At 55.8% G+C, this 19,082-nt stretch carries 14 protein-coding genes; 11 read left to right on the top strand and 3 right to left on the bottom strand.

Translation table 11 applies throughout. From position 1 onward, the window contains the following. Position 1 precedes the first annotated feature (1 nt). From NCG89_RS05305 to NCG89_RS05255, 10 genes are all read left to right on the top strand, one after another. The gene (locus NCG89_RS05305; protein ID WP_251088730.1) at positions 2 to 1,039 is read left to right on the top strand and encodes a PilW family protein; all 1,038 of its coding nucleotides are present in this window, start codon (positions 2 to 4) and stop codon (positions 1,037 to 1,039) included. Further along, a complete protein-coding gene (locus NCG89_RS05300) occupies positions 1,036 to 1,572 on the top strand; it encodes a pilus assembly PilX family protein (RefSeq protein ID WP_251088729.1) in 537 nt (178 codons plus the stop codon). The genes NCG89_RS05305 and NCG89_RS05300 overlap by 4 nt, the downstream gene beginning before the upstream one ends. A 175-nt stretch (positions 1,573 to 1,747) precedes the next feature. Beyond that, a complete protein-coding gene (locus NCG89_RS05295; RefSeq protein ID WP_251088728.1) occupies positions 1,748 to 5,554 on the top strand; it encodes a pilus assembly protein in 3,807 nt (1,268 codons plus the stop codon). A gap of 31 nt (positions 5,555 to 5,585) precedes the next feature. Next, a complete protein-coding gene (locus tag NCG89_RS05290; RefSeq protein ID WP_251088727.1) occupies positions 5,586 to 6,023 on the top strand; it encodes a type IV pilin protein in 438 nt (145 codons plus the stop codon). Positions 6,024 to 6,163: 140 nt separating this feature from the next. Continuing rightward, the gene (locus NCG89_RS05280; RefSeq protein WP_285236393.1) at positions 6,164 to 6,574 is read left to right on the top strand and encodes a type IV pilin protein; all 411 of its coding nucleotides are present in this window, start codon (positions 6,164 to 6,166) and stop codon (positions 6,572 to 6,574) included. Beyond that, positions 6,562 to 7,023: a GspH/FimT family pseudopilin gene (locus tag NCG89_RS05275; RefSeq protein WP_251088726.1), complete on the top strand. Its 462-nt coding sequence runs from the start codon at positions 6,562 to 6,564 to the stop codon at positions 7,021 to 7,023. The genes NCG89_RS05280 and NCG89_RS05275 overlap by 13 nt, the downstream gene beginning before the upstream one ends. Beyond that, entirely contained in the window at positions 7,023 to 7,589 is a 567-nt protein-coding gene (pilV, locus tag NCG89_RS05270) for a type IV pilus modification protein PilV (RefSeq protein ID WP_251088725.1), read from the top strand. Before NCG89_RS05275 ends, pilV begins: the two co-directional genes overlap by 1 nt. Then, on the top strand, positions 7,589 to 8,674 hold the full coding sequence (locus NCG89_RS05265; RefSeq protein WP_251089339.1) for a PilW family protein: 1,086 nt from the start codon (positions 7,589 to 7,591) through the stop codon (positions 8,672 to 8,674). The genes pilV and NCG89_RS05265 overlap by 1 nt, the downstream gene beginning before the upstream one ends. Beyond that, a complete protein-coding gene (locus NCG89_RS05260; RefSeq protein ID WP_251088724.1) occupies positions 8,671 to 9,222 on the top strand; it encodes a PilX N-terminal domain-containing pilus assembly protein in 552 nt (183 codons plus the stop codon). Before NCG89_RS05265 ends, NCG89_RS05260 begins: the two co-directional genes overlap by 4 nt. A gap of 37 nt (positions 9,223 to 9,259) precedes the next feature. Continuing rightward, positions 9,260 to 13,144 carry a pilus assembly protein gene (locus tag NCG89_RS05255; protein ID WP_251088723.1) on the top strand — a complete coding sequence of 1,295 codons (3,885 nt, stop codon included), beginning with the start codon at positions 9,260 to 9,262 and terminating at the stop codon, positions 13,142 to 13,144. 35 nt (positions 13,145 to 13,179) lie between these two features. On the opposite strand, the gene NCG89_RS05250 is transcribed toward NCG89_RS05255, so the two are convergent. Together NCG89_RS05250 and NCG89_RS05245 are read right to left on the bottom strand one after the other, a co-directional pair. Continuing rightward, a complete protein-coding gene (locus NCG89_RS05250) occupies positions 13,180 to 14,544 on the bottom strand; it encodes a sigma-54-dependent transcriptional regulator (protein WP_251088722.1) in 1,365 nt (454 codons plus the stop codon). Positions 14,545 to 14,549: 5 nt separating this feature from the next. Further along, complete coding sequence (locus NCG89_RS05245) at positions 14,550 to 16,148, bottom strand: sensor histidine kinase (protein WP_251088721.1); 1,599 nt, start codon at positions 16,146 to 16,148, stop codon at positions 14,550 to 14,552. Between the two features lie 195 nt (positions 16,149 to 16,343). On the opposite strand from NCG89_RS05245, the gene NCG89_RS05240 reads away from it, so the two are divergent. Next, a complete protein-coding gene (locus NCG89_RS05240; RefSeq protein ID WP_251088720.1) occupies positions 16,344 to 17,972 on the top strand; it encodes an NAD+ synthase in 1,629 nt (542 codons plus the stop codon). A gap of 230 nt (positions 17,973 to 18,202) precedes the next feature. On the opposite strand, the gene NCG89_RS05235 is transcribed toward NCG89_RS05240, so the two are convergent. Then, entirely contained in the window at positions 18,203 to 19,069 is an 867-nt protein-coding gene (locus tag NCG89_RS05235) for an outer membrane protein assembly factor BamD (RefSeq protein WP_251088719.1), read from the bottom strand. Between the last annotated feature and the right edge of the window lie 13 nt (positions 19,070 to 19,082).

The following is a 19,082-nucleotide window of genomic DNA, read 5'->3' as shown; positions in this document are numbered from 1 at the left end:
CATGGAGCGCAAGGGACAACAGGGTTTTGGCTTGGTCGAGCTGATGATTGCCATCACGCTGGGCCTGCTGTTGAGTGCGGCGGTGATACAGGTATTTCTGGCCAGCAACAGCAGCTCCAAGCTGCAGGAGTCCCTGGCCCAGGTGCAGGAAAACGCCCGTTTTGCGATGCGCTTTCTGGGTGAGGAAGTTCGCATGGCGGGGTATATGGGCTGTAATTCCATTGGCAATATTGCGGCCAATGTTATCGCCGTGCCCGCAGCAACGGTGGATTTTGGCCCGGCCACGGCGCTGGTGGGCGAGGACAATGTGGTGGCTGGCAATGCCCTGTCAGCAGTGGTGGGCAGCGATGTGCTCCATTTGAAACGCGCTTCCGATGATCCTATCCGGCTGACTGGCAACCTGGCGCCGAGTAACGCCAATATCCAGATTGAGGACAATAGCCTGGGCTTTGTCCAGGGGGACTATGTGATGGTCAGCGACTGCCTCAATGCCGACGTGTTTCGCATCACCAATAACCCGAAAACGACAGGCAAAGGTAATACCACGCTGACCCATGCAAACGGTCAGACCAACTCCGACAACCGGCTCAGCAAAATCTACGGACCCGATGCGGAAGTGTTTGGCTTCCAGAATCTGGATTTTTTTGTGCGTGACACCGGTCGCGACACCCCGGCCGGTAACCCCATTCATGGACTGTATATGCAGCGGTTGATGCAGGGTAGCGGCGGCGTGACCGCGGCGGCCATTGAATTGGTTGAAGGGGTTGAGACCATGCAGATCACCTATGGCGTGGACAATGATGGCGATCGTGGGGTTGACCAGTACCAGGCTGCCGGGGCGGTCGCCGATTGGAGTCGGGTGCTGAGTGTGCGCATTTCGCTGCAAATGGTCGGGCCAGAGGAGAACATTGTTGGAAAAAGCGGTAGCGCGACCGCCCAGGAGGTGCGCGATGCGAATGGCAACATGGTGGCCAACAACGATGGCCGGCTGCGGCAGGTGTTCACCAATGTGTTTGCGATCAGGAATAAGCTGCCATGAGAGTGTCCCATCGGGTTCATGCCTCCCAGCGCGGCGCGGCGTTGATTGTCAGCCTGGTGTTCATGCTGATCATCACCATTATCAGTGTGGCGTCGATGCAGTCAGCGACCCTGCAGGAACGAATGGCCGGGAATGCCAAAGATGAAAAGCTGGCCTTTCAGGCCGCAGAAGCGGCGTTGCGGGAGGCCGAGAGCCAGCTGTCCCAGGTGTCGGTTGGCCCTTTTACCGGGGCCAAGGGGCTTTATCGCAGTTGTCCGGATCCCGCCGATACCAGCACTGCCTGCAGTGAGCCCGATTGGCGGGTGAAGACATCGGTGGGCTGGCAGGTGCTGGCAAACGCCATCCCCGATGCCAGCCGGCAACCGGAATACATCATCGAAGAAATGACCAGCATCGCCGATGCTGACGCCGCCATTGATTCCGACCGGCCGGTATCGCTGGAGGGCTTTTATCGGGTGACCGCGCGGGGCTTTGGTGCCAGTGATCGCAGCATGGTGGTATTGAGCACAACCTTTAAGCGGGATGGTAACTAGTGCCCTGTTTCAATGAGTGCAACGCTGTCCACGAGGCCCGCGGGAGACGCCCGGCGTCAGGCTGCTGGGTTGCAGTCCTTGCCGATAGACCCACGATAGCCTGCGGACTGCGCCTTGTTTCGGGCCTGACTGTACATTCTGAATGCCAACGAACTTATGTTAAGGGACACTAGTGATGGCTGCCGTAGCGACGTTGAGACAAGGGTTGTTTTTGCCACTGACCCTGCTGCTTTTGGTGGGCCTTTTGCCCGGCATGGCTCTGGCCCAGGATTGCCTGACCACCGTCACCCGCACGGAAAAGATGGGTGACAAAAAGAAAGTCAGCACCGAGACATTTTCTAGCTTGCGCAACATCACTGGGGTCAAAGCCTACACCGTGCGCAAGAAAGCGAACTGCTCGGCTTCGTCGTTCATCTATTCGAGCAATAGCAATATCCTGACCATCGTCGCGGGTTGTCGTATCAGTAGCGTGGTGGTTGAGGGTAACAAGAAGGACTGCTCGGTCGACGAGGAAGATGAAAGCGGCATTGCCCAGGCGCCATTGTTTCTCACCCAATCGGCAACGCCAAACGTAATGTATATTCTCGATGACTCTGGGTCGATGCAGTTTGAGCTGATGCCTGACAGTATTATTCAGGCCAGCGCCCGATACGTGTTCCCGCGTGCAAGCGGGGTGTACGGCGGCGGGGATTATGACAACTATGTGCCCACGGTTGATGACGGCAGCTCCGACAGTGAGGATGCCCGGGCATTTAACGCCCGCAGCCGGTCGCCGCAGATTAATGCGGTTTACTATAATCCAAGCAAGACCTATCGCCCCTGGGTAAAGGCGGATGGCAGCAGTTATCCCAATGCCAATCCCAGTTGCGCCTTGCACAACCCTGAGCGCACAACCAACTCCTTTGATGCGTCTAAATGCCGTAACCTGACGGTGTCCAACAGCAATTACAACAGCAACCGCTGGTATACCTGTAACAGCAGTAATAGTTGCTCCTATACCACCAGTACCAAGAATTTCTGGCCCGCCACCTATTTTTGGTACAACGGCACCGGCGATAAGTGGAAGCGCTCCAGCTATGACAAGAAAGAGATTCGTCTGACCGGAACGTTTGTCGGTCAGGGGCGTGAAGACCGCGATGATTGCATCGCCTCTGACTTGGCAGTCTGCACCTATGCCGAGGAGATTCAGAATTTTGCCAACTGGTATACCTACTACCGCTCAAGAGTGCTGACGGCCCGCGCAGGAAGCGGCTTCGCCTTTGCCACTCAGGGGGCAGGACTGCGAGTGGGTTTCGGCAGTATCAACCAGGATAGCAGTACGGTGGATGGCACCAGCACAAAGGTGATTGTAAAAGGGGTGAGGTCGTTCACCGGTACCGATCGAAGCGACTTTTTCAAATCCTTATACGAGCGAACCATTCCCAATGAAGGAACCCCGTTGCGTCGGGCGCTAGAGGCGGCGGGCACCTACTATTCGCGCACGGACAACAAGGGACCATGGGGAAATACCCCCGGCACCGATGATAAAACGGAGCAGCTTGCCTGCCGCCGCAACTACACGGTACTGACAACGGACGGCTACTGGTCTGGTGACAGCGCCAGCGGTGACCGGGCCAAAAACAATGATGGCACCGATGGGCCCAGCCACTCCCGGCCTGCGGGCAGCGGTTACACCTACAAAGCGAAATCGCCCTTCACCGACAGTCGCAGTGACACCCTGGCTGATGTCGCCATGTATTACTGGAAAACCGATTTGCGCACTGATTTGGCGAATTTGGTGCCGGAGACCAAAACGAATCCGGCCTTCTGGCAGCACATGGTGACCTACGGTGTTGGCATTGGGGTCGGCGGCACGATCGACCCGGACACCGCCTTCAAGGCGATTGATAGTGGCGCGACCATTACCTGGCCAAACCCGACCAGTGCTGAGGTGAACAAGATTGACGACCTGGTGCACGCTGCGGTGAACGGCCGGGGCGGGTATTTCAGTGCGGCGGACCCGGATGAGTTTGCCAACGAGCTGTTCAAGGTCTTGCAGACCATTGCTGAGGAAAGCAAATCGTCGGCCTCGTCGGTGGCGGCAAACTCGACGCGACTCGACTCTGGTACCCTGGTATATCAGGCCAGCTTCAATAGTCTGGATTGGTCTGGTCGTATCCAGGCCTACTCACTAAATAACGACGGCAGCCTGAAAAACGTTGAGTGGGATACCAATAAAAATGGCATTCCAGCCGCCGGGTTGCGAAATATTTTTACCGGCGTGGGTGATGGCGAGAGCATCACCAAAGTTGCGAAAGACTTCAGTTTAGCTAACTGGAGCGCGCTGGATGCAAGTCAGCGAAGCGCTTTGCAAGATGGCGATAACGTGGATACCGGCAAGAATCGGCTGCAATGGTTGCGCGGTAATCAGTCGCTGGAGGGTGGCCAATTTCGCAAGCGTGTCGAGATACTGGGCGACATTGTTAACTCTGACCCCTTCTTTGTGGGTAATGTCGAGGACTTTGGTTATAAGAAATTACCCGGCACTGAAGGAAGTACGTACCTCACTTACTTGACTACCAAATCCAGCCGAACGCCGATGATTTATGTGGGCGCCAATGACGGTATGCTGCACGGCTTCGACGCTTCAACCGGTCAGGAAAAAATGGCCTACTTGCCCGCCGGGGTGTATGACAGTCTTGCGTCATTGACCGAGCCGGATTACGAGCATCAGTACTTTGTCGATGGCTCGCCTCGTGCGTTAGATGCTTACCTGGGTGGGGCGTGGAAGACCGTGCTGGTTGGCGCGACTGGCGCGGGTGGCCGTTCGGTATTCGCCTTGGACGTTACCAAGCCCTCGACAACGGGCGCCAGCTCATTGCTGTGGGAGTTTGCCACTGCCAGCAATGCCAGTAATAAATTAGGTGTCGCGATGAGCCAGCCGGTAATTGCTCGATTGTTGGCCGACGACAAATGGGTGGCGATTTTTGGCAATGGTTATGACTCGGGTGACACCGTGAAGTTGTTTGTGGTGGACCTGGCCAGCGGCACCTTGTTAAAGGCCATCGATACCGGGCTGACGGGTGAGGGCAATGGCCTGGGTACCCCGGTGCCTGTTGATGTCGATAACGACCGTATTACTGACTATATTTATGCCGGGGATTTGAAGGGCAACCTGTGGAAGTTTGACCTCACCGGCAAGACCCAGTCCAGCTGGAGCGTGGCATTTAAACAGGGAACGACACCGAAACCCTTGTATACCGTAGTTGATAGTGCGGGCAAGGGTCAGCCAATAACGTCGCGGCCGACGGTGGGTTTGCATCCGGCGGGTGGCTACATGGTGTATTTCGGGACCGGAAAATATTTTGAGACCGGTGATGCGGTGGTCCCTGCGAACCCGCCAATTCGTGATTTTTATGGTATTCGCGACAACGGCGCAGCTTTTACCGGGCGGGACAAGTTGCTGACTCAGACAGTGATTTTCGAGGGCAGTACCACCACCAAGAATGGTAGCACCAGTGCTGCACCTATTCGCGTAGTGAGCAACAATGGCGCTGGCGCGCCGCCGGACTACGGGTGGCATCTGGTGCTGTTACCCCCAAACAAAGTGGCCACCGGTGAGCGGGTGGTGTCGCAGCCCATTCTTCGTAACGGTCGCATCATCTTTGCCAGCATTATTCCCTCGAGCAATGTCTGCGGTTATGGTGGTAGCAGTTGGCTTATGGAACTGGATGCGATCAACGGCGGACGTCTTGCCGATCCGGTGCTGGACATCAACAACGACGGTAAAGTGGATTATCTCGATTTAGGCGCGGTCGGCAGCGACTATTGGCCAGCCAGCGGTGTAGGCAGTGAAGAGATGATCAAAACCCCGGGCATCGTTGGCGCGGGGGAGCTGGAATACAAATACACCTCGGGAAGCAGCGGGTCCATCGGGGTGATTACAGAAAGTGCAGGTGGCGAAGATGTGGCGGGGAGACAATCCTGGAGACAACTGCAGTGAGAGCCTGGTTGTGAGAGGCGGGCAACAAGGCATGAGTGCACGCGGCTTTACCCTGATGGAGCTGATGATCACCGTGGCCATTGTGGGCATTCTGGCTGGCATCGCCTACCCCAGTTACCTGGCACAGGTGGCTAAGGCCCGACGCAATGAAGCTACCAGTGCCTTGCTTGCCGGTGCCCAGGCGCTGGAGCGCTACTATTCCACCAACGGCCGTTATACCACCACCGCTGCCGGGAATACCCTGCCGTCGGTGTACCCCACCCAGGTGCCAGAGAGCGGCTCCGCCTATTACACCATTGCTCCCTCGGGCACACCCACCGCGAATACTTTCACCCTTCAGGCGACCCGGGCCGGCGCGATGAGTGGCGACGACTGCGGTAATTTCGCTTTGGATGAAACCGGGGCAATGTCCTTGAAAGGCAAGCCTGGCGGGTCGAGCAAGACCTTGGCAGACTGCTGGCGTCGCTGAGCACTTGCCTCTCTCCCTCCTGAATTGAGTAATAGTCTGCCGCTGGTCGGCTTAATGTGCCGTTAGTCGTAAACGCCGTGCTCGACTGCGCGGCCTCTGTATGCTGTCCGTAGCGAGTTTTTGCACAGGCAGAGGGCTGCATGAGACGTTCCAGCACGGGGTTTACCCTGATTGAAGTGATGATTACGGTGGCAATCATTGCCATTTTAATTGCCGTGGCAATGCCGGCCTATCGGGATCACGTGGTGCGCAGTAATCGCTCTGCGGCCGCCGCTTATGTGATGGAAGTTGCCGCGTTGCAGGAGCGCAACTTTCTCGACGAGCGGGCTTACGCAACGTCAATGAGTGATCTTGGCGCCTCGGTGCCGCCGGAAGTTAGTGCTCACTACACCATCACGACCTCTGCCAACAATGGCGCGACCCCTCCTAGCTACACCGTTTCTGCCGCGCCTTCTGGCAGTCAGGCCACCGATGATGATTGTGGCACCCTGACCCTCAATAGTCAGGGGGTGAAAGGGTATGCTTCGGGGGCGACCCGATGTTGGGATTGAGGCAGCGATCATCCACATCGGGCTACACCCTGCTGGAGTTGATGGTGACATTGGCTATTGTGGCCATTCTGGCGTCGGTTGCGGTGCCCTCCTTTACTGATTTTGTCCGATCCCAGCGTCTGCGCAGCGTGGCTGTCGATCTGAATTCCAGCTTGCAGCTTGCTCGCAGCGAAGCGGTCAAGCGAAACACAAATGTGACCGTTGCGCGTGGGGGAAGCAGCTGGGTCGACGGCTGGACTGTAGCGGTGGGCGGCACGACCTTGCGCAGCCAAGGCGCTGTCTCGGGCGTCAATATTACTGGCAGTGCGAATAGCTTTAATTTCCGTAGCAATGGTCGAATCGATAACACGGTTAACTTTGCGCTGGTGAGTGACGGCAACGCCAGCCTGGCGAAATGTTTGCGCGTTTCGCTCAGCGGCAGCAGCGTGGTAGACGATGGGGGTTGTTAATGACTAACAGAAATATTCAGTCAGGTTTCACCCTCATTGAAATTCTGGTCGCGCTAGTGGTCCTGCTAGTGGGAATGATGGGCGCTGCGGGTTTGATGGTCAGAACGGTGCAGCAGGAAGCGGAGGCCTATCAGCGTCTGCAGGCGCTCAATTTGTTGCAGGACATGGTTGATCGGATTAATGCAAACCGCGGTGTCGCCGCCTGCTATTCCTACGAGGCAAATGGTTCAACGTTGGGTTACGGCGTAACGTCCTTAACGAGCTGCACGCTCGGCGATGCGGCGCAGCAGAGTATTGCCAATACCGATCTTGCCGAGTGGAATGACCTTTTGCAGGGGAATTCTGAACAAATCGGCTCGGCAAAGGTGGGGGCGATGGTAGGGGCGAGAGGCTGCGTCAGGCAGATTAGCGCCGCTGACCAAACTTACCGCATTACGGTAGCCTGGCAGGGAATGGGCGAAACGGTAACGGCACCGGCGGCTAATCTGTGCGGAAAAGATTTGTATGGCGATGAGAAATTAAGACGCATTGTCAGTGCGGTAATTCGAATCGGAGACCTGTCGTGATGCGGTCGGAAGCGCTCAAGCGTCAGCGGGGCTTGTCTCTGCTCGAGTTGTTGGTCGCCATGTCATTGGGCGCATTTATGCTGCTCGGCATTATCAGCCTCGTTGCATCGGTGAGTTCAACTCGCACCGAGCTGGCCAATACCTCCGATCAAATCGAAAACGGCCGCTACGCCATTGAGGTATTTAATGAAGATGTGTCCTTGGCCGGTTTCTATGGCAATTATCATCCTGGTTTAGGCGCCGTCACCTACACCCAGCCTGATCCCTGCGTTACTACGGTCGCCAACCTGGGCTTTAATAGTGTGGCGGTCCCGGTGCAAATGCCGCTACCGGTCAACGGCTTTCCCTATGACAGTGCTACCTCAGCACCCGGCTTGACGGTCCCCACGTGCTTCAGTGCGCAGTGGAAGGATAAGTCTGAGATATTGATTGTGCGCCATGTTGACCCTAACTCGGTGGCAGTCACTGCAGCAAATATTCCGGCCGCTAATACGACTCCCTACTTACAAATATCCGGCTGTAATTTGGACTCGGTCAGTTTCCGTTTCAGCACGGACAGAACCGCGCTGGACATGCGTGAAAATGGCTGTACCACGTCTGCAGCGACGCTGTCGGAGGCTTGGCCTTATACCGTCCGGGCCTATTTCATCTCGCCGTGCAACGACTGCTCTGGTGGTGGCGACGGCATCGATAGCCTCAAGGTATATGAATACGCCGGCGGCAGTGGTGCCACACGTACTTTGGTGGAAAATGTTGAGGATATCCATTTTGAGTACGGCCTGGATTTGAATGGGGATGGGGGGCCGGATTGCTATGTGGCGAATCCGACGGTGGACACCAAGCCTGCCGCCTGCCCGGCGGGTGCCAGTTACGAGTGGGAGGCAACCGACAGCCTGAATTGGCAAAACGTGGTGTCGGTGCAAGTGAAAATGCTGGTGACGGGTGGTCAGTCCTCCGGGGTGAATGTCAACAACAAGACCTACAACCTCGGTCGCGAGGTGCTAGGCCCCTACAGCGACGGTATTCGGCGGCAGGTTTATTCCACCGTGATCATGTTGCCGAATGTCTCGGGAGTCAGAGAATGAACAGCGTTATGGGTAGCCGTCAGCAAGGGGTCGTGCTGATCGTCGTGCTGATCATGCTGGGGATCTTTAGCGTGATTGTGGCCAGCATGCTGACCTCATCCAATATCAATTTCAAAATTGCGGGCAATCAGCAGTACCGAGTGGAAGCCAAGTTTGCGGCCAGAAATGCGCTGGAAACGTATATTTCCAACCCGGCAAACTTCTCCCTGCCACTGCCGACGACCAACTCGAATATTCAAAGTGATTTTGATGGCGACGGAGTAGCCGATATGGTTGCGGTGGTCCCACCGCCAACCTGCTTGCGCATCGCACCCGTGCTGCGCTCTGAGTTGAGTTATCCAAAGGACAAAGAATGTATTCGGACAGCACAAGAAATTGATCCCAATATCTTTCGGGATGATGAAGGGACCGCGTCTGTAACAAACTCCGGCTGCGTCAAGATGACCTGGGACGTACAAGCCAATGTGACCGATTCTGTGACCGGGGCAAATCTCGAAATGCATCAGGGGGTGTATGTGAGAGCCGCCCTGGGAACAACCTGCATCTGAATGTAATGCGAACAGCGAAAACGCGCGCGAGGCAGATATGAGCACCTGTAGTCGAATTCTTAAAACAATCGCGATGGGCATCAGCTTTCTCGCGCTCACGAGCACGACGTCCTTTGCGGAGGATATCGACCTGTTTGTGGGTAACTCCCCCTCGGCCGAGACGCAAACCGTGCTTTTTGCCTGGCACACCAGCGGTAACGTCAACGCCAATGCGGTGCATGGTTGCGTCTATAGTGATAACGGCGGCGTTCCTTCCCTTGGGGCGACAACGGTGGGAGGTATGGAGCAATGTGCAATGGTCAATGCGCTGCTCTCGTTGAAGAACGACATAGATACGCTTGGTGCGTTGAAAGTGGGTTTGATGGTGTTCAACAAGAACAACCTGGATAACTACTTTCCCAATGGCACTAGTCTGGGAAATGGCAATAACGGTTGTGGTTACCTGATTATACCGCCGACTGAGCTGACCTCTACGGGTATCGATGCCTTTGTCGCAAAACTTAAAGCCATTGATAGTCGAGTGACGGCGAATGCCTCTGAAATGGGCGACATGATTTCCGAAAGCTGGGCGGCGTTGAACGGATTAGGGGCTTCTGCGTCTTGTTCAGGTGTCGATTACAGTAGCCTTGCCACACCAGGCGGATCGTGTCGTGATGCGGTAATGGTGTACATTGGCAACGCGACAGCAGCCAACGCCAGTGTAAAAGACGGTAACAACAACCCGAGTGGTGTGCTGTTTAACCAGTTAACCAGTGCCTTCGGCTATAGCGCCGGTTCGCAGAAGTACAATCACTACGCCGCTATTCGTAATATCACTGGCTTCAATAAGAATCCCGCCAACGATTACTGGGGTGATGAATGGGCTTACTTCATGCACAACGTGGATGTGGATGACAGCCCCCAGGCTGATCGTAATGTGACCACGTACTCTATCGCCGTTTACGACCCATCAGTGCAATCACAAGTAGCCGAGGAGCTGGTCTTTCTTGGTGAAATAGCCGATGTCGGTGGTGGTCGCCCCTTTCAAGTGACCGCATCAGATCATGCCAACCTCACCTCGATATTTCGTGAAATTTTTAATGAAGTGTTGGATGTAAACAGTGTTTTCTCTTCTGCCACGTTGCCGGTCAGTGCAAATACCCAGGGAACCTTCGAAAACCAGATTTATATCGCCATGTTTCGACCAAATCCATCGGGTGGTCCCCGTTGGCTGGGTAACGTCAAGCAGTTTCAGTTTGGAGTTGATAGCACTGGCGGGATTGTTCTGACCGATGCATTAAATCCCACGATAAATTCGCAATCAGTAGTCAACCCGATTACGGGTGGCCTTGTGGATAGCTCCCAAAGCTTCTGGACAACCAATTCGCCGACGAATCAAGCCCAATGGCCTGTGCAAGGATTCTGGAAGAATAGTCCTGAGGGTGACGGTTTCACCTTTGACGCGCCAGACGGTGATCTGGTGCAAAAGGGTGGGGTCGCACAGATGTTGCGGGTGGACTACCTGGCCAGTCAGTCTGCACGGCGCGTGTACACTTGCCCCTCTTCGGGTTGTGTGTCTAATGCCGCATTGAGTGAATTCAAAACCAGTAATAGCAATTTGGTGAGCGCCTTTGATGCGATCATCTCTTCAAGCTCCAGCGGGACGATGTCGACTATCACTGCAGGGAAACAGGCGCAAATTTCCGGTACGGCAGTGTGTAGTGGCAACGGTGGGAATCGGGCTTGCACCTATACCTACGGGTCTGGTTCTCCCACATTTACGTTTTCGACTTCGGAGGACAAGGTGATTCTTGGAAGCGGGATTGTTGGTAGTGGTAAATGCACCTCCTCCTCCCCTTGCTCAATCGAGTCAGCGAATGCCTCGAGCTTTACCGTAAAAATTGGTAACTCGGTGAGCCAGGGCACGACCACGTTCAGCAATGTGACGGTGACCAGGATTTCCAGTCGCATTAACGTGGCGAGTATTTCGCACGGTCTGACAACAGCCCAAGCTCTGCAAAATTGCTCGGTAAATGGTACCAACAGTGTTGCGACGTTATACAACGCATCATTGATCACCGGCACTTCGGTACCCACAAGCAGCTTTGTAAATGTCGATGCGAATAACTACACCGCTAGCCTTGGTACAGGTAAATACGTTTATGCCAGTTCGGCGGCGAATGTGCAGTGCTCGACCTCGACAAGTACCTTGAACAGCGCCAGTGTTATTAACTGGGTTCGCGGCCAGGATAACGCCGCCAACGAACAAATGCCGGGGCCGTGCTCCGATGGTAGCTGCTCGCTGAATGTTCGCGGCTCCATTCATGGCGACGTGCTGCATTCACGTCCTGCGGTCGTCAATTACGGTGGTAGCACCGGCGTAGTGGTTTTTTACGGCTCCAACGATGGCCTGTTCCGGGCTGTGAACGGTAATCGGACTGCAAATATCTCCAACACTGCCAATACTGTCTCTGTGCGGCCTGGCGGTGAGATGTGGAGTTTCGTGGCGCCGGAGTTCTTTTCCCAGTTTCCGCGGTTGTTTAATGACAGCCCCGCTATTCGTTTCCCGAACACGCCGGCCTCCTCAAGTGCCGAATATCGGAAGTATTTCTTCGACGGTACCACAACCTTCTTCCAGGATAGTCGCACTACCGGGGCAACGGCGGGTGATGTGTATCTTTACATGTCAGCCCGTCGAGGAGGCCGTTTACTCTATGCCATGGATGTCAGTGACCCGATGGCGCCCACAGTGATGTGGAAATTCACCACGGCTGAGTTACCAGAGCTGGGTTTCACCTGGTCTCAGCCGAAAGTGACCAAAATTGGAGGCCGTACTCGTCCGGTATTAATTTTTGGCGCCGGGTATTCGCCTGAGGAAGATGCTGACCCTGTGACGGCCAGTAATAGCATGGGGCGGGGCATTGTCATTCTGGATGGGATTACCGGCAAGATTGTCTGGGCTGCCCTGAACAGTTGTTCGTCGGTTCCCAGTGGCAGCTTCAGCACCTTGGCTAATGAGGGTGTGACGGGTACCTGCGTTAGTAACAGTGGCCTGACCAAGGCTTTCCCGGCCGATATCACCTTGCTTGACCGGGACGGAGATGGCTTTACCGACCGCCTGTATGCCGCTGATATCGGTGCCAATATATGGCGGGTGGATTTGGATCCGCTGAACAGCACCAATGCTTATTCGTCGCCGATGGCGACAACGCCGGCATCGCAGATCATTCTCACAAAATTCGCCACCTTGGGCGGCAGTGGCAACAATGCAAGGAAAATGCTGTATCCGCCGGATGTGGTGCCGACTGAGACCTTTGATATTGTGGTGGCGTCCACAGGTGACCGGGAGCACCCGCTGTTTAATTCATCGGCCACGGCAGGCACGGCGCACAACGTGCAGAACCGGTTTTACATGCTGCTGGACCCCAATGAAGGCGATTCCGCATCGGGCTTTACCGCTATTACCGAGGCGAATCTTCTGGACCAGACCACGCCCCAATGCTTTAACAACAGCGACCTCACCGGGAATGCGGTCAGTTGCGACAGCACTAACAGTACAACCTATTACTTCAATGGTAGCTTGTCCCCTTATATGGGCTATTACCTGAATTTCTCGACGTCTGAAAAGGGGGTTAATGCGCCGTTGACCGAGACGGGGATTGTGTACTTTGCGACCAACAAGCCCGACTCACCAGCTCCCGGTGCTTGTAGTAATGGTTTGGGTAGAGCCTTCGCATATAAGGTGGATATTCTGACCGGAACGGTCAACAAGACGGAGTATGCAGGTGGAGGCTTACCGCCGACTGCCATATCGGGGCTGGTAAAGCTTAATGGTGAGATTCGATACTTCTTGCTTGGGGGCGATGGCGAGTCGATCTTCAAGCCCAGTGAGGGTAGCCCGGTGACCAGCGGTCGCAAGCGGATGTTCTGGTATTACAAGTAGCTGGGATTTTGGGGCGCCTTCAGGCGCCCTTTTTCTTAGTCCAATTCGTATTTTTTCAACTTGTAGCGGAACTGCCGAAAGGTCACGCCTAGCGCATGGGCCGACTCGGTTTTATTCCACCGGTATTTCTCCAGGGCTTCGCTGATTATTTCTTTTTCGATCTCGGCCATATACTCCTCCAACCTGCCCAGCGCATTTTGCAGGTGGGGCTCGTTTACGGCGTCCTGGTTTGCTACCAGCGGTCTGGTATCGCTGGGTAGAGACAGGTCTTCGGCGGAGATGCTGCCGCCCTCACACAGCGTAGCGGCACGTTCGATAATATTTTCCAGCTCCCGCACGTTGCCGGGGAAGGGATAGCGCTCCAGCGCTTTTAGTGCTGACTCGCTCAGCACTGGCGCCTCCATTCCCCATTCGCGGCTGATTTTTTCCAAAATAAATTCGGACAGAATCGGGATGTCTGGTGTTCGATCTCGAAGGCTGGGAACCTGCAATTCAATCACGTTAATGCGGTAGAACAGATCGCTGCGAAAATGCTCGGCGGCCACTGCCCGGCTAAGGTCTTTGTGGGTGGCGCTAAGAATTCGCACATCCACGGGGATTTCCTGATTGGAGCCCACCCGGCGAATGGCCTTTTCCTGAATCGCCCGTAGCAGCTTAACCTGCATGTTGAGAGGGAGGTCGGCAACTTCGTCGAGGAACAGTGTGCCACCGTTCGCCGCTTCAAAAAGCCCTTCTTTGTGGTCATAGGCACCGGTAAAGCTGCCTTTGACGTGACCAAAAAACTCGCTTTCCACCAGTTCGCCCGGAATGGCGCCGCAGTTCACCGGCACAAAAGGCGCATCGCTCCGTGGGCCATTGGCGTGAATCAGGCGGGCGACCACTTCTTTGCCGCTACCGGATTCGCCACTGATATACACCGGTGCTTGGCTGCGGGCTAACTTGCCGATTTGATCGCGCAGGGTTTTGATGGCTTGGGTTTCGCCAAGCAGGCGCATTTGGTTGCCGGCATCAACAGCGCTCCGGCGGCTTTCCAGGCGCAGGGCCGATTTCACCAGGTTGCGCAGCTGTTCAACCGAAACGGGTTTATTGATGAAGTCGAAGGCGCCGCATTTAAGTGCCTCCACAGCCAGCTCCATGCTGCCAAAGGCCGTGAGCACCGCCACCGGCGCGGGGTTTTCGCAGGTTTGAATAAACTTAACGATGTCCATACCCGAGCCGTCGGGGAGCTTAATGTCGGTGAGACACAGACTGATATTTCCCTGCTGCAGCCGCTCCAGTGCCTCTGCTACGCTTGAGGCGGTAAGGGTGTGCAGCCCCATGCGACTGATGGTGATATCCAGAAGCTCCCGAATATCGGGTTCATCGTCAATAATCAAAACCTGAGTAGCGTGTTTATTCATTGTGTTTAGCTCGGCAGACCACTGCGTGACGGGTGGGAGAATTGCAGCCGAAAACAGCTGTCGGAGCCGCTGTCGCGGCGATAGTGAATGCTGATTTGATTCGCCAGACAAAGCTCCCTTGAAAGATAAAGGCCCAGTCCGGTACCTTTGCTTTCAGTGGTGAAAAAGGGTTCAAAAATCATATCCTCTTGCTCCGGCGCAATGCCGGGACCATTGTCAATAATATCTAGTACCACGGCATCGGAGCCGGGGTTATTACTAACGACAAAATTGAGCTCTGCTCTGCCGTGAAGTTGAGCGCCGTAGCGCGCCCCATTTTCGACGATGTTGGTGATGATTTGGCGGAGCTGGCTGGGGTCGACATTCACGTGATCATGACGGCATTTGTCGAGAATGTTGAGGCTCACTGACTCGCCATTGGTCGGCCGCCAGTCCGCGATAAAATCTGTGATCCACGCTTTGATACTGAACACCTCCGGTTGCGGAGCCTTGCCCCGCGACATTTCCAGTATGTTTTGAATGATGGCGTCCATACGGTGCGCGTTGGATTCGATGATGCGGGTAAAGCGGCGGTCGCCATCGTTCAATGCCTCGCTTTCGCCCAGCAGCTGAGCCGCGTGGCTGATGGCGCTGAGCGGGTTGCGGATCTCGTGGGCAATACTGGCGGTGAAGCGGCCGAGGGAGGCCAGCTTCATATTCTGGGCTCGCTGGCTGATTTTGCTGATGTTTTCAAGATACACCAGGTGATCGCTCTCAAGGTCGCGCATCGGGGCTACATTGGCGAAGACCTCCACTTTCCCTTCTCCCGCATTGAATAACATGCTGCCCTGGGATTCGGACTGCACGAGTGCGATCAGCTCCGGTGGGGCCAACTCGCCGGGCGACAGATGTGTGCTTTGGCGTCCGAGGAGTTCGGCCGCCGCCGCATTTAACAGCTTAATTTCTCCTTCACTCGATAGCAGCATGACGCCGGTTTGCATGCGCTGCACGATCATTTGATTGAGTTTCGATAGCCTTTCCAGGTCGTCCCGGCGCCGGTCAGCGAGGCTTTGGGTGCTCACAATTCTTACGCTGAGGTAGCGGATGGCCAGCGCGGTTGAGAAATAGGCAATGCCGGTGAGGCCCGCCACAACAAACTGTTGGGCGGGGACAGGGACTGCAAGGCTGTGAACGGCGACCTCGCCGAGGGCGGCGATGCTGGCCAGCGCGGCCAGTGCCAGGCTGAGCCGACCCGGCAGGGTGGCGCTGCTGACGCTAATGGTGACGAATATCAGCAGCTGAAGTCCGGAGTCAGAGCTGCCCGACGCGTAGGCGAGCAAGACCAGCGCAGCCACGTCGCACAGAAGCTCGGCAAAGACCTCGGTATAGCTGTAGTGTCGCGCAAAAAGGCTGTGGTAGACGGTAAGCGCAACGGAAACGGCCAGATAAACGGGCGATACCCAGGTGAAGAGCGCAGGTTCTGAGCTGCCTAGAATGGTGCCCTCAGGGGCGAAAAAAAACACCAGACACAGTGCGCTGGCAAGTATTTGCCGGTACCCGGCGTGAAAGCGCATCACTGCACGACGTTGGGCGATGTCCTGGTGGGGTGTGGAATCGCTGCTCATGATGATGTAGCGCGCCTTTGCATTATTGGTCTGATGGGCCGGTTTCAGTGGGACACTAGTGTATCTCGCAGATTAGGGGGATGCACCCGGCCATATTTGCTAGAATGGGCGATTCTGCTGATCCGGTACCCTGCCGGGCAGCGCGGTGGCAGGCGCAGCTTTTCACCTCCCAGATTGTAAACGGATAGTTAGCCGATGACTTCGCTTCGTATCGTAATGGCCCAGGTCAATCCGACGGTGGGTGATATTGCTGGAAATACAGACAAAATTATTGCTGCGGTAGAAAGCAGCCTTTCTCAATACTCGCCCGACCTGATTATGTTTCCCGAGCTGGTGGTTACTGGCTACCCGCCCGAGGACCTCCTGCTGCGCTCGAGTATCGCCCACCGCGTCGAGCGGGCGCTGCAGCGTATCGCTCCCCATTCGCAACACTGCTACCTGGTACTGGGCTACCCGCGTTATATCGATGGCAAACTCTACAACGCGGCGGGTGTGTTTTATGGCGGCCGCTTGGTCAATGAGTATTTTAAACAGTGTCTGCCAAACTACCGGGTATTCGACGAAAAACGCTATTTCCAGGAGGGTAAAGAGACCCTGGTGATGGATATTTGCGGCGTGCCGACGGCGATCAGTATCTGTGAGGATGTGTGGGAAGACGCGCCCACAAGTAAGGCCCGGGCAAAGGGCGCGCAACTGATGTTGAACCTCAGCGCCTCGCCATTCCACGCCGGCAAGCAAATTGAACGCGAGGCCTTGTTAGCCCAACGCGCCTGGCAGGGGCGTATGCCCGTGGTGTATTGCAATCTGGTGGGCGGCCAGGATGAACTTGTCTTTGATGGCGCCTCCATGGTGGTGTCTGCCGAGGGGGAATTGATTGCCCGCAGTCCAGCCTACGAAGAGAGTCTGCAGTGTGTCACGGCCCATTGGGATGGTGAACGGCTGCGCTTTGACGAGGGGCAGGTCACTGACTTGAAGCCGGTGATGGAGGATATTTACCAGACCCTCGTGTTAGGGGTTCGGGACTATGTCAATAAGAACGGTTTCAAGGGGGTTGTCTTAGGCCTGTCCGGTGGCATTGACTCCGGATTAACCCTGGCGATCGCCGTGGACGCTTTGGGTGCGGATCGAGTGGAAGCGGTCATGATGCCATTCCGCTATACCTCGTCGATGAGTATTGAGGATGCGGCTGCTCAGGCCAAGCTACTGGGGGTGGAGTACAAGGTGATGCCCATTGAGAGCATCTACGACAGCTTTATGGCTACCTTGAGCGATGAGTTTGCCGGGCTCCCGGTCGACAAAACCGAAGAGAACCTGCAGGCTCGGTGTCGCGGTGTGCTGTTGATGGCCATCTCTAACAAGAAAGGTTATCTGGTGTTAACCACCGGCAATAAGAGCGAAGTGGCGGTGGGTTATTCGACGCTGTACGGCGATATGGCCGGCGGCTTTGATGTACTGAAAGACGTGAGCAAGGTGCGGGTGTTTGAGCTGGCTCGCTACCGCAATACCTTGTCGCCAGCGATTCCCGAGCGGGTGATTACCCGGCCGCCTTCGGCGGAACTGGCGCCGGATCAGAAAGACGAAGACAGCTTGCCACCCTACAGCGTATTGGACCAGATTCTGGAGCGCTACATCGAGCGGGATGAAAGCGCTGAGACGATTATCGCTGCCGGATATCATCGGGAGACGGTGTACCACGTGCTGCGACTTGTTGATCTTAACGAGTATAAGCGTCGGCAGGCGCCGATAGGTACGCGTATCACCGAACGGGGCTTTGGCCGGGATCGGCGGTATCCGATTACGCAGAAATGGCCGATTGGCGATTGAGCTCTTGAACCTCAGGGGGTTGCTGGTGGGTATTGGTGCCTGCAGGGCCAGGCTCAGCATGCCCGAGTAAAGCACGTGCTTGCAGCCACTTCCGCAAGCCACTTCCGCAAACTGGGCAATGCTCGGAGCGACCAGGGCGCAGTAAACTCCGTCAACCAACAAAACCCGCCCCCAAAACGAAAAGTGGGCCTAACGGCCCACTTATTCGAGATTATTCTAATACTCTGCAATCACTCCTGATTGCGATTATCAAACCGCGGTGGCTCATAGCGGTCAATCAACCCCAGGGTCGCTTTGTTGATGATCGAACGCTCACCATCCAGCCCCACCTGGCTGACAAAGTTGCCGTTCTTGTCCAGGGACGGGTGGTCGGGGAAGTTTTGCCGCAACACCATCAGGGGCTGTTCGGCCAGATCCTTCATGCCCAGTAACAGGTAGGCCTGCACCATCACCGCCAGGGCGTCGGGCACGGCTTTGGTCTGGGGCATATTTTCGACTACGTAGCGGCCGCGGTTGGCGGCGGCGAGGTAGGCTTTGCGCTTGAAGTAGTAGTTGGCCACATTGATTTCATAGCGGGCCAGGCGGTTGCGCAGGTGGATCATCCGCGCCCGGGCATCGTCGGCGTAGGCGCTGTTGGGGAAGCGCTGCAGCAGTTGGCGGAAATCGTCAAAGGATTCGGTGGCGGCGCCGGGGTCGCGGGAGGTGGTGTCGGTGGTCAGGAAACGATCCAACAGGCCTTCGCCCTGGGTGTAGTTGGCCAGGCCGCGCATGTAGTAGGCGTAGTCGACGCTCTCATGGCGGGGGTGGAGGCGAATAAAACGGTCGGCGGCGGCGACGGCAGCTTCGTTGTCACCGCTGCGGTAGTGGGCATAAATGATTTCCAGCTGGGCCTGTTCGGCATAGGGGCCGAAAGGGAAGCGGCTTTCCAGCAATTGCAGGTTTTGCACAGCCAGTGAAAAGTTTTTGCTTTTGATGTAGCCTTGCGCCGTTTCGTAAAGCTCCCGCTCAGAACTCTCGGGCTTTTCCTGTTCGCCTGCGCAGCCAGCGACAATGGCGCTGAGCAGGAGAAGTGCGATGACCTTGAATACTGCTTTCATTTATTGTTTCCAA

This window comes from Spongiibacter taiwanensis, from assembly GCF_023702635.1.
GTDB classification, from domain to species: Bacteria; Pseudomonadota; Gammaproteobacteria; order Pseudomonadales; family Spongiibacteraceae; genus Spongiibacter; species Spongiibacter taiwanensis.
This window is presented reverse-complemented; position numbering and strand designations above follow the sequence as displayed.